Source organism: Pseudomonas sp. S2_B07 (assembly GCF_054668435.1).
In genome coordinates this window covers 4,933,308-4,945,452 of record NZ_CP162769.1, presented here as the reverse complement: position 1 = coordinate 4,945,452, position 12,145 = coordinate 4,933,308, and the positions used below count along the sequence as shown (strand labels likewise).

General features: G+C 59.9%; 11 protein-coding genes. 3 read left to right on the top strand and 8 right to left on the bottom strand.

Features of this window, described 5'->3' with window-relative positions; translation table 11 throughout:
• Nucleotides 1-14: 14 nt before the first annotated feature.
• Nucleotides 15-2,327 (bottom strand): 5-methyltetrahydropteroyltriglutamate--homocysteine S-methyltransferase, encoded by a 2,313-nt coding sequence (gene metE / locus AB4N43_RS22760; RefSeq protein ID WP_460151966.1) that lies wholly within the window; start codon nt 2,325-2,327, stop codon nt 15-17.
• Nucleotides 2,328-2,434: 107 nt separating this feature from the next.
• Here metE and metR point away from each other — a divergent pair, with 107 nt between their 5' ends.
• On the top strand, nt 2,435-3,352 hold the full coding sequence (gene metR, locus AB4N43_RS22755) for a transcriptional regulator MetR (RefSeq protein ID WP_007944922.1): 918 nt from the start codon (nt 2,435-2,437) through the stop codon (nt 3,350-3,352).
• Between the two features lie 32 nt (nt 3,353-3,384).
• Here metR and AB4N43_RS22750 read toward each other — a convergent pair whose 3' ends face one another.
• The 5 genes from AB4N43_RS22750 to AB4N43_RS22730 form a co-directional block, all read right to left on the bottom strand.
• Nucleotides 3,385-3,882 (bottom strand): GNAT family N-acetyltransferase, encoded by a 498-nt coding sequence (locus tag AB4N43_RS22750; protein ID WP_027922805.1) that lies wholly within the window; start codon nt 3,880-3,882, stop codon nt 3,385-3,387.
• A 2-nt stretch (nt 3,883-3,884) separates the two neighbouring features.
• Nucleotides 3,885-4,523, bottom strand: a complete 639-nt coding sequence (locus AB4N43_RS22745) for a LysE family translocator (RefSeq protein ID WP_027922804.1) — start codon at nt 4,521-4,523, stop codon at nt 3,885-3,887.
• Between the two features lie 24 nt (nt 4,524-4,547).
• Nucleotides 4,548-4,982: an NUDIX hydrolase gene (locus AB4N43_RS22740; RefSeq protein ID WP_027922803.1), complete on the bottom strand. Its 435-nt coding sequence runs from the start codon at nt 4,980-4,982 to the stop codon at nt 4,548-4,550.
• Between the two features lie 203 nt (nt 4,983-5,185).
• Entirely contained in the window at nt 5,186-6,511 is a 1,326-nt protein-coding gene (locus AB4N43_RS22735) for an APC family permease (protein WP_059182220.1), read from the bottom strand.
• A 238-nt stretch (nt 6,512-6,749) separates the two neighbouring features.
• Nucleotides 6,750-7,571, bottom strand: coding sequence for a carbon-nitrogen hydrolase family protein (locus AB4N43_RS22730; protein ID WP_027922801.1), 822 nt, complete (start codon nt 7,569-7,571; stop codon nt 6,750-6,752).
• A 129-nt stretch (nt 7,572-7,700) separates the two neighbouring features.
• On the opposite strand from AB4N43_RS22730, the gene AB4N43_RS22725 reads away from it, so the two are divergent.
• Together AB4N43_RS22725 and AB4N43_RS22720 are read left to right on the top strand one after the other, a co-directional pair.
• Nucleotides 7,701-8,501, top strand: a complete 801-nt coding sequence (locus tag AB4N43_RS22725; RefSeq protein WP_027922800.1) for a helix-turn-helix transcriptional regulator — start codon at nt 7,701-7,703, stop codon at nt 8,499-8,501.
• Nucleotides 8,502-8,562: 61 nt separating this feature from the next.
• Entirely contained in the window at nt 8,563-10,182 is a 1,620-nt protein-coding gene (locus AB4N43_RS22720; RefSeq protein WP_027922799.1) for an FMN-binding glutamate synthase family protein, read from the top strand.
• On the opposite strand, the gene AB4N43_RS22715 is transcribed toward AB4N43_RS22720, so the two are convergent.
• Nucleotides 10,160-11,689, bottom strand: a complete 1,530-nt coding sequence (locus AB4N43_RS22715) for a glycosyltransferase family 39 protein (RefSeq protein ID WP_460151965.1) — start codon at nt 11,687-11,689, stop codon at nt 10,160-10,162. The two genes, AB4N43_RS22720 and AB4N43_RS22715, sit on opposite strands and share 23 nt — an antisense overlap.
• A complete protein-coding gene (locus AB4N43_RS22710) occupies nt 11,686-12,060 on the bottom strand; it encodes a GtrA family protein (RefSeq protein WP_027922798.1) in 375 nt (124 codons plus the stop codon). The genes AB4N43_RS22715 and AB4N43_RS22710 overlap by 4 nt, the downstream gene beginning before the upstream one ends.
• Between the last annotated feature and the right edge of the window lie 85 nt (nt 12,061-12,145).

The window sequence follows — 12,145 nt, the reverse complement described above, 5'->3', positions numbered from 1 at the left end:
CCGTTTTGGGATTTTTATGCCAACTGGCTGCGCAATTGTCGCGCCGCCGCCACCATATTCACCAACGCGGCTTCGGTCTCCGGCCACGCTCGGGTTTTCAATCCGCAATCGGGGTTCACCCACAGGCGCTCGGCCGGAATCCGCTTCACGGCTTTGCTCATCAACTTGACCATCTCGGCGGTGTCCGGCACCCGTGGCGAGTGGATGTCGTAGACGCCCGGGCCGATGTCGTTCGGGTAGTCGAAGGCTTCGAACGCTTCCAGCAACTCCATGTCCGAACGCGAGGTTTCGATGGTGATCACGTCAGCATCCATGTCGGCGATGGCCTTGATCACGTCGTTAAATTCGCTGTAGCACATGTGGGTATGGATCTGGGTTTCATCCCGCACGCCGGACGCGCTCAAGCGGAACGCTTGCACCGCCCAATCGAGGTATTCCTGCCACTGCGCCCGACGCAGCGGCAAGCCTTCGCGGAACGCGGCTTCATCGATCTGCACGATCTTGATGCCGGCGTTTTCCAGGTCCACCACTTCATCACGCAGGGCCAGCGCCAACTGCTGCGCCTGGATTTTGCGCGACACGTCTTCACGGGGAAACGACCACATCAGCATGGTCACGGGACCGGTGAGCATGCCTTTCATGACCTTGTCGGTCAGGCCCTGCGCATAGGTGATCCAGTCGACGGTCATCGCCTTCGGACGGCTGAGGTCGCCGTAGATGATTGCCGGTTTGACGCAGCGCGAACCGTAGCTCTGCACCCAGCCGAAACGGGTAAACAGGTAGCCGTCCAGTTGCTCGGCGAAGTACTCGACCATGTCGTTGCGTTCGGCTTCGCCGTGTACCAGTACATCGAGGCCCAGGCGTTCCTGGATTTGCACGGCGTGGCGGATTTCACTGTGCATGGCGTCGGTGTAGTCGTTGGCCGACAGCTTGCCTTGCTTGAACGCCTGACGCGCCAGACGGATCGAACCGGTCTGCGGGAACGAACCGATGGTGGTGGTCGGGAATGCCGGTAATTTCAAACGTGCGCGTTGCTGTTCGATGCGCTGGGCAAACGGCGAATGGCGTTGGCTGTCTGCTGCGCCGATGGCGTTGATGCGCGCCTGCACGGCGGCTTTATGGATACGCGGCGACTCGGCGCGACTGGCTTGAATCGCCCGGCTTTCGGCCAGTGCGGTGTGAACTTTGGGTGATTGCGGATCGTTGAGGGCGTCGCGTAACACGGCGATTTCGCCACACTTCTGCACAGCAAATGCCAGCCAGCTTTTCAGTTCCGGGTCGAGTTTGTCTTCGCGCTCCAGATCCACCGGGCTGTGCAGCAACGAACAGGAACTGCTGACCCACAGGTTGTCGCCAAAGCGTTCCTGGGCCGGTTGCAGTTGCGCCAACACTTGTTCCAGTTCACAGCGCCAGACGTTGCGACCGTTGACCAGACCGACCGAGAGAATCTTGTAGGTCGGCAGACGATCCAGCACCTGGCCCAGTTGATCCGGGGCGCGCACGGCGTCGATGTGCAAGCCTTGCACCGGCAGGCCGACGGCCAGCCCGAGGTTGTCTTCCAGACCGCTGAAGTAGGTCGCCACGAGTTTTTTCAGCGGTGAGTATTGAAGGATGTGGTAAGCGCGTTCGAACGCATTTTTCCAGGATTGCGGCAGGTCGAGGGTCAGGATCGGTTCGTCGATCTGCACCCATTCCACGCCTTGTGCGGCAAGGCGGCCGAGGATTTCGTTGTACACCGGCAGCAGGTGTTCCAGCAGGTCGAGTTTGTCGAAGTCGTTGCCTTTGGCCTTGCCCAGCCACAGGTACGTCAGCGGGCCAATGATGACCGGTTTGACGTTGTGACCGAGGGCCTTGGCTTCATCCACTTCGTCGAACAACTGTTCCCAGCTGAGTTTGAATTGCTGGTCAGCGCTGAATTCCGGGACCAGGTAGTGGTAGTTGGTGTCAAACCACTTGGTCAGTTCCTGGGCGTATTGCGCGGTGCCGTGGTCGCCGCCGCAGCAGTTCGCACTGGCACCTCGGGCCATGGCGAACAGGGTGTCGAGGGTCGGCTGGCCGCTGGCATCCCTGGCGCTGTCGAAACGCTCGGGGATCACGCCGAAGGTCAGGGAATGGGTCAGCACCTGGTCGTACCAGGCGAAGTCGCCGACCGGCAGCAGGTCGATGCCGGCGTCTTTCTGCAGTTGCCAATGGGTGGCGCGCAGTTGCCGGCCGACACGGTTCAGCGCGTCCTGATCGAGATCGCCCTTCCAGTAGGATTCGAGGGCTTTTTTCAGTTCGCGGTCCGCGCCGATGCGTGGGAAACCGAGGGTGTGGGCCAGCGCCATGGTGAATTGCTCCTGTAAAAGATGGCGCTATTGTCGACAGCCAAGCCAACATGAGACAAACTCAACCTTTTCGTGTTGATCACAAGTTTTCCTCATGGAGCCATCCGGTGCTTGAAATCCGCCACCTCAAGACCCTGCACGCCTTGCGTGAAGCCGACAGCCTGGTCGATGCCGCCGACCGTTTGCACCTGACGCAATCGGCGCTGTCCCACCAGTTCAAGGAACTGGAGGAGCGCATGGGCATGCCGCTGTTCGTGCGCAAGACCAAACCGGTGCGCTTCACCAGCGCCGGCCTGCGCCTGCTGCAACTGGCCGACGCCACCTTGCCGCTGCTGCGCGGCGCCGAGCGTGACATCGCGCGATTGGCCGGTGGCACCGCCGGGCGTTTGCACATGGCGATCGAATGCCACAGTTGCTTCCAGTGGCTGATGCCGACCATCGACCAGTTCCGCGATGCGTGGCCGGAAGTCGAACTGGACCTGGCGTCAGGGTTTTCCTTTGCACCGCTACCGGCGCTGGCCCGTGGCGATCTGGACCTGGTGGTGACCTCTGACCCGCTGGACATCGCCGGGATCACCTACGTGCCGTTGTTCACCTATGAAGCCATGTTGGCGGTGGCCAACCAGCACCGCTTGGCGAGCAAGGCGTACATCGTGCCGGAAGACTTACTCACGGAGACGCTGATCACTTATCCGGTGGAACGAGATCGGCTGGACATCTTCACCCGTTTCCTCGAACCGGCCGACATCGAACCGGCGCAGGTCCGTACCTCGGAACTGACGGTGATGATGATGCAACTGGTGGCCAGCGGTCGCGGCGTGTGTGGCATGCCGCATTGGGCGCTGCATGAATACAGCTCGCGGGGTTACGTGAAGGCCAAGCGGCTGGGTGAAAAAGGATTGTTTGCGACATTGTATGCGGGGATACGCGCGGACATGCTGGATGCGCCGTACATGCGTGATTTCTTGCTGACGGCGAAGGACACGTCGTTCTCGACACTGGATGGTGTGAGCGCCGTCAGATAACACAACACTCCTACAGGGGAATTGCGGTGGGTTCAGATTTCCCGCCACATGTGGATTTTGTCGAAGTATTCCTCGCCCACCCGCACCGCCAACGGTTCCAGGCCGAACTGGATAAAGCCGCAACGCTGGTACAGGTTGAACGCCGCGTCATTACCGGCAGTGACGGTCAGCTGAATCACCTTCAGCGCCGGATGCTGCTGCGCCTCGGCCAATGCCGCCTGCACCAGTTGAGACCCCAACCCGCGCTGGCGAACCGTACCGGACACGTACATGCCAAACAGTGTCGCCTTGTGCCGGGCCTTTTCCCGAGGCTCGAAGGCGAGACCGACGATGCCGGCCAACTTGCCCTCCTCGAATGCCCCGAACACCACATCCAGCTTGCTGGTCAGGCGCCCTTCCCACCAGCTCAGCGGCATGGCGGCGCGTTCGCGCACACTCGACGTAAAAGCCTGCGGATGCCGGTCATAGGCTTCGAGCATCAGCTCCCGGTAAGCCAGCGCATGACTGGCGTCCAGCCGTTCAATCCACATGATCAAGCCGCCCTGCGTTGCTCAAGCATCAGCCGCACCGCCAGCGCCGCCAACACAAACCCCATGACATAACGCTGCAGCGCCAGCCAGGTCGGGTTCCTGACGAACCACGAGGCGATGCCCGCCGCGAACAGCGCGATGAGCAGGTTGACGCAGAAACTGACGCTGATCTGGGTCAGGCCGAGGATGATGCTTTGGCTGAACACCGAGCCGTGTTCAGGGTTGATGAACTGTGGAAACACCGACAGGTAAAACACCGCAATCTTCGGGTTCAACGCGCTGGTAAGAAAGCCCATAGTGATCAGTTTGCGCGATGAATCCGGTGGCAACTGCTGCGGTTCGAACGGTGAGCGGGCACCGGGTTTGACTGCCTGCCAGGCCAGCCACAGCAAGTACAACGCCCCCGCCCACTTCAACACTTCATAAGCCATCGGCACGGCCAGGAATACCGCGGTCAAACCGGCCGCCGCCGCGAACAAATGCACGAAGAACCCCGCGACCACGCCGAGCAAAGACGTCACACCCGCCTTGCGCCCCTGGCAGATCGAACGGGAGATCAGGTAGATCATGTTCGGCCCCGGCGTCAGCACCATCAGCAACGCGGCAGCGGCAAAAATCAGCAGGTCTTGAAGCGGGATCATGGGCAATCCTTCGTCCGGAAATGATCAGGCAGGTTCGGTCAGCGATGCTCGATAAAACGGCAGGATCAGGTCCCGTGTCAAGGGTGCCAGCCTGACACCGCCGTCGGTGGCCGGGTCAATCCAGATCACTTCTTCGATCTCGGCTGCGGGGGTGACGTCGGCATCGATGGTCAGCAAAAACAGCTCGGCCTGTACGACAAACCCCGGCTCGTTGGCCGCCGGTGCCGAGAATTGCCCAAGGTAACTGGCGTGCGCGGGGTCGATGAGCAAACCCAGCTCTTCTTCCAGCTCGCGGGCCAGGGCGTGAACCGGTTGCTCATGGGCTTCGATCTTGCCGCCCGGTTGCATGAAGGCTTGGGTGCCGCGCTTGCGCACCAGCAACGTACGGCCGTCGGGACCGATCAACAGGGCAGCGGCGATGCGGATGATGCGTGGCGAATCAGCGGATGCAAGGGTCATGGATCGCAATGGGCCTTGGGTAAAAGCCGCAAGGTTCACATAACCCTTGAGCATCGTCACGGGGAATATCCGCACTCACCGCCGATCCCCTTGTAGGTGTGAGCCTGCTCGCGATAGCGGTGTATCAGTCGACATCAATGGTGAATGCCGGACCGCTATCGCGAGCAGGCTCACTCCTACAACGGTTTTTCGGTGTCAGGAATTCAGGTGGCTTCCTGGAAATCCATTTCCGGAGGCTGGCGACGGAAACCGCCAGTCAGCACCGCCAGGTACACCACGCCAATCGCCAGCCAGCTCAGGCCCAGGTAAATCGCCAGGTGATCGAGACTGACCATCAGCCACAAGTCTGCCGCCAGGCCGATGAACGGGAATATCAGGAACAGCAGCAGTTCACGCGGGCCTTTTTTCTCGCCGCCGATCCAGTAGTGAAAGATCACCGACAGGTTGACCAGGCTGAAGGCGAGAAATGCGCCGAAGTTGATGAACGAGGTCGAGGTGGTGACGTCCAGTTTCAGCGCCAGCAACGCGACGACGGCGCACAACAGGATGCTGTTGACCGGGGTGCCGAAGCGTTCGTGCAAGGTGCCGAAGAACGATTTCGGCAGCACACCGTCGCGGCCCATGGCGAACAGCAGGCGCGAACCGCTGGCCTGCGCCGACAGGCCCGAGGCGAACTGGCCGACGATCAGGCCGATCAGGAAGATCGAGACGAACAGGTCGCCGCCGATGTTGCGGGCGATTTCATAGGCCGCCGAGTCGACGTTGTCGAACTGGAATGACGGGTGTGCGACCTGTACGAAGTAGGAGACGCTGACGAAGATCAGCCCACCGATCAGGGTGATCAGCATGATTGCCCGTGGGATGGTGCGGCGCGGGTCGCGGGTTTCTTCGGTCAGGGTGCTGACCGCGTCGAAGCCCAGGAACGAGTAACAGGCGATGGCCGCGCCGCTCATGATCAGCGGCATCTGCATGTCGCCGTTGAAGAACGGTTTGATCGACCACAACGGCGTGCTCGCATCGCCACCGACGTAGTGGATGCACAACACGACGAAGGCGATCAGCACCAGGGCCTGCACCAGCATCAGCAAGGCGTTGATGCCGTTGGCCAGCTTCAGGCCGACGATGTTGATCGCGCTGGTGATGCCGATGAACGCCAGCACCCACAGCCATTGCGGCACCGCCGGGAACGCGGAGTTGAGGTAGGCGGCGCCGATCAGCCAGATCGCCATCGGCAAAAACAGGTAGTCGAGCAGCACCGCCCAACCGGCGATGAAGCCGAGCTTCGGGCTGATGGCTTTGCGTACATAGCTGTAGGCCGAGCCCGCGACGGGGAATGCCGAGGCCATTCGGCCGTAGCTCATGGCGGTGAAAAACATCGCCACCAGTGCCGCGAGGTACGCGGCCGGCACCATGCCGGCGGTGGATTGAGCGAGGATGCCAAAGGTGCCGAGCACAATGATCGGCGTCATGTAGGCAATGCCAAACAGCACCACCGAACCCAATGACAGGGTGCGTTGCAAACGAGCCATGAGCGACTACTCCGAATTTATTAGATTTATGGCAGAGCCGAGTTCGGCGCTAAATTTCGCGGGTTACGTTGTTGTTTTTGGTTCAAGGGACAAACAGGTGTGTCGTCTGTCAGGGCCTCATCGCGGGCAAGCCCGCTCCCACAGGGATCCTTGTGGATACAGATTTTGTGAATGACATAAATCCTGTGGGAGCAGGCTTGCCCGCGAAGGCGTCAGTCCCGACAACACAGAATCCGGATCAGCGCGAAGGAATCAGCAGCTCCCGAACCCCGCAAGCCCGCTCCACAATCTCCCCCGGCAACTTCAGCCGTTGATCATCCAGATACCGGTAGTCCTTGCGTGCTGCCTGCAACCGGTTGAAATCCAGCTCAACCGTGAATTGCCCCTCATGGCGTCCCGCTTCGAACAACAGCGTGCCCAGCGGATCCACCAGCGCACTGCCGCCAGCGAACACCAACCCGTCATCACCCGCTTCCACCCGATTGACCATCAGCGCAAACGCCTGGTTTTCCTGGGCACGGGCCATGATCGCGGTGCGATGCGTCGGGCCGTAGGGGTCCATGTTGCCGTTGGTGACGATCAGTAATTCGGCGCCCAGTTGCGCAAGGGCGCGGGCGGTTTCCGGGAATTCGATGTCGTAGCAGATCAGCAGGCCGACCCGCACACCGTTCCACTCGCAGGTGGCGTAACGGTCGCCGGGCTCGAACACGCCGCGATCCGAGGCCCACAAATGCGTCTTGCGGTATTTCAGCGCGATGCCTTCGGGGGTGATCAGCAGCGTGGTGTTGTAGAAGCGACCGTTGTCGTTCTCGGCCATGCCGATCACCACGGCGATGTTGCGCTCACGGGCGGCGGCGAGCACTGCGCTGACGGTCGGGCCGTCCAGTGGTTCGGAGGTTTGCGCCACGGTGTCGGCGGTCGGAAAGCCCATCAGGTGGGTTTCCGGGAAGACGATCAGTTGCGTGTCGGCAGCGCAGGCCGCAATCGCCACCAGGGCGCGTTCGAGGTTGTACGCGGTGCCGTTGTCACGGCCCGCCAACTGGGCGAGTTCGACTTTCATCGGTATTCCTTGTTCTTGGGGAGGCCGGGCGGCAGAAAGATTGCCCGGCCGGTTTCTGTGCGCCAGTATGCGCAGCAAGCCAGCGGCCGGGGAATCACGCCGCTGGGGTAACCCGATAGGGGTAGAGGCATGACACTTTCGCTGGACGACATCGCTTGGCACCGCTCGGTCGGTCAACTGATCGACGCCCTGGACAAGCCCAATTTCTGGACGCAACTGGTGCGTCTGCTGGATCAGTACGTGACCTTCGACAGTTGGGTGGCCCTGCTTTTCAGCGCCGACCAGCACCCGCAAGTGTTCGCCGAATGCCCGGGTGAGGACGGCAGCCCGGATCAGCTGTTTCAGGATTATCTGCGCGGTTTGTATCTGTTGGACCCGTTCTACATCGCCTGTCGCGAGCAGTCGCGCACCGGCCTCTATCGCCTGTCGGAAGTGGCACCGGAGCACTTTGAGCTGACCGAGTATTACCAGCGCTACTTTCGTCTGAATGTGGTCGCTGATGAAATCCAGTTCAATTGCCAGCTCGAAGGCGACCGCACGTTGTGCCTGTCATTGGGCAGCAAGCAACGTTTCAGTGGCCAGCAGATAGCCTTGCTGTCGCTGATCCAGCCGTGGGTGCTGGGCCTGTTGCGCCAGCGCCTGCCCTATGAAATCAACGAAGTCGTGGCCCTCGCGCCGTCGCCACCGCAACCCGACTGGCGCGTGCAGCTGGAAGCGTCGGTGCAGCAACTCAAAGGCGCGCAACTGACCGCCCGGGAACTGGATGTCGGGCGGTTGATGCTCAGCGGTTGCTCCAGTAAAGAAATCGCCCGTAAGCTGGAAATCTCCGTGGAAACCGTGAAAGTCCATAAGAAACACATGTACAGCAAGCTGGGGATCAAATCCCAGTCCGAGCTGTTTTCGATTTTTCTGCAGGCACAGAATGCCTGATACACCGCTCTCCTACAGAGATCTCTGTGGCCACAACCGAGTCCGACCCCAAGGAAACCGTATGAGCCTGTCACTCCTGAGCCGCTACGCCTTCTTTGCCGCTTGCGTGATCTTCACCCTCGCCAGTCTGCCTTTCCTCGAATACGACTGGCTCTGGCCGATCACCGCCGTCACCGGTGTGCTCAGCCTGATCGGCCTGTTCGATCTGCTGCAAAGCCCCCACGCGGTGCGCCGCAACTACCCGATCCTCGGCAACATTCGTTACCTGGTGGAGGGCATTCGTCCGGAAATCCGCCAGTACCTGCTCGAATCCGACAGCGATGCCCTGCCCTTCTCCCGAGCCCAGCGCTCGCTGGTCTATTCGCGCGCCAAGAACGAAAGCGCCGACAAGCCCTTCGGCACGCTGATCGATGTGTATCAATCAGGCTTCGAGTTCATCGGCCACTCGATGCGCCCGGCGCCGTTGAGCGACCCGAGCAGTTTTCGGGTGATCGTCGGCGGCCCGCAGTGCACGCAACCGTACTCGGCCTCGGTGTTCAACATCTCGGCCATGAGTTTCGGCTCGCTCAGCGCCAACGCGATTCGTGCGTTGAACCAGGGCGCCAAGCTCGGCAATTTTGCCCATGACACCGGCGAAGGCAGCATCAGTGCTTATCACCGGGAAAACGGCGGCGACCTGACCTGGGAACTCGGCAGCGGCTACTTCGGCTGCCGCACCGCTGACGGGCGCTTCGACCCGGAACGCTTCGCGGCCCAGGCGCAAACCCCGCAAGTGCGCATGATCGAAATCAAGATGAGCCAGGGCGCCAAGCCCGGCCACGGCGGGATTCTGCCCAAGCACAAAGTCACCAAGGAAATCGCCGAAACCCGCGGCATCCTGATGGGCGAAGACTGCATCTCGCCGTCGCGGCACAGCGCGTTTTCCACGCCGATCGAACTGATGCACTTCATCCAGCAACTGCGAGAACTGTCCGGCGGCAAACCGGTGGGCTTCAAGTTCTGCCTCGGTCACCCGTGGGAATTCATGGGCATCGCCAAAGCCATGCTGGAAACCGGCATCCTCCCGGATTTCATCGTCGTCGACGGCAAGGAAGGCGGCACCGGCGCCGCGCCGGTGGAATTCACCGACCACATCGGCGTACCGATGCGCGAAGGTTTGTTGTTCGTGCACAACACACTGGTCGGCCTGAACCTGCGGGACAAAATCAAACTCGGTGCCAGCGGCAAGATCGTCAGCGCCTTCGACATCGCCAGCGTCCTGGCCATCGGTGCCGACTGGGCCAACTCGGCACGCGGCTTCATGTTCGCCATCGGCTGCATCCAGTCGCAGAGCTGCCACACCAACAAATGCCCGACCGGCGTCGCCACCCAGGACACCTTGCGCCAGCGCGCACTGGTGGTCCCGGACAAGGCCCAGCGGGTGTTCAACTTCCACCGCAACACGCTCAAAGCCCTGGCTGAAATGTTGGCGGCGGCGGGTCTCGATCACCCTTCGCAGTTGTCGGCCAAGCATCTGGTACGACGCATGTCGGCGACCGAGATCAAGTTGTTCTCGCAGCTGCATGTGTTCCTGAAACCCGGGGAGTTACTCACCGGTGAAGTGAACGGCGAGTTTTACTCGCGGATGTGGCAGATGGCGCGGGCGGACAGTTTTGAGCCTAATGAGGTGGCTGGTGCGTAATGAGTGCTTGCGCGCCAATCCCGACAGGGGTTGGCGTTGCAGCGCGTATAAACAGTCGAGCTTCTACGTCACCTCCATCAATCATCATTGTTTGGTTCCAGTATTGCGCGAGTACCCTTTCATCTTTCGCTGGAGTTTTATCTGTTATCCACCAGACTCGTTTGGTCGTGGGTGCCCACACCGTAAAGTCCTCGAAGATGATGTGATTCGAACGTCGGGGCAGAAGCGCCCAGCCACCCTGATCAGGATAGCCCCAGAGCACCGGTTTATTTGAAGGGGTGTAAATCCTCGGTTGCGTGCCTGTGGTGTTGTAGTACGTAAACGGCAAGTACCAGGACAAACTGTCGATCATGATCTCGTCACCCGGTCGCCAACTACGGTTAATCATGGCCGCCACCCTATCCATTTTAATATCCATGCCATTGCCATCTTGGTAGTACTTGAAAAGCCCCAGCACTTCTCCGGTTAAAAACACGGTCAAAACGCCCATAGCAAGAACACGCTTTTGCGGTAACCAGAAACTTAGAGCAACAGCAACAATAAGCGGTAACCCGAGGGCTGCGAATAAAAGGTATCTGGGGACAAACGCAGGTGCTAACAGAGCGATCAAAAAAAGCGTAATAGCCGGTACAAAAAAATACCCGACCAGAAGCCCCCTGTAACGACGGTCACTCTGATCGTTCAACAACACCGATGCTGCGCACACAAGGATCAACAGTGTTGGCAGCACGCGCCATCCTGACTCTTCCGCTACCACGTTACTCATCACCATGAACGGCCAGACGACCGTCAAAACGGTGTGCCACGTAAGCGGTGGTATCCATTCGAACCCGCACCTTCGTAGCAGATGCTCAAGGAAATGAGGCAGCCACGGCAGGAACAGCAAGACAATCAAACCGTTGGCCAATACCCATGCCCGATCAGATACCCCTCGCGCTCGCCACCAGAAAAGCCAATGCACCAAGACACACAGCCCGGCGAAGTAATGCGTATAGAAAGCCGCGGTCATCAACAGCACATACAGGATCGCAAAGCGTTTTCGCTGCGGTGCATTGACCCAGCACACCAACGCCACGGTCGCGGCCATGAGCCAAAAACCGAGCGTCGTGTACATGCGGATTTCCTGGCTATAGCGAACCGAAATCGGCAGCAATGCCAGCAACACAGCCGCAATCCAGGTCGCCCTGCGCGTCGCTATCAGGCTCATCAGTTTGATGCTGAGCAACAAGGTGCCGACATCGGCCAGGGCACTCAGCGATCGCGCTGACAACACACCATTGCCGAACACCAACATCCAGTAATGCAGCAACACATAGTAGAGCGGAGGATGAACATCCCGCGCCGTGGTGGACCAGATTTCCGCAGGCGAACGCTCGGCTAGCAGCAGGCTGTAGGCTTCGTCGTACCAGACACTCGGCGTGGTGATGGCGTGAAATCTCACGAATAACGCGATCGCCACCACCACAGACAGCGCCGCCACCTCCCCAGTACAGCGCGAAATTTTCACGCCTCGCGCTCGTGCAACAAGACCAATCTCGAAAAGATGATTCCGCAGATCAGACTCAAGACCGAAAACGAGCCGACGGTCAACAGCCCATGGACCTTCCAGACATCGGCGTAATGTCCAACAACGAAACTCATGACGCCCATAAAGAAGACATACAGCAGATAACGAAGTACCGACGTCCCGGCTTCAAACGTGTACAGCGCATGAACATAGAAGGAAAACGTAGCTGCCACACAAAATGCCGAAAGGTTACTGGCCGCCTGACTTATTCCGGCCGCTGTGTTCAGAATATAAAAGAGCTGCCAATGAATCAGTGTATTGGCCACGCCAACCACCGCGTAGGTGGAAAACTCTTTCCATAAGGCTTTCATGTCCGTTCCCTGGCTGTTTGCTGTTTCAGGCGTCAACCTAAAGCCAGCGCAAGATGTGCGTCTACTGTCAGAACTAACAGGTAGC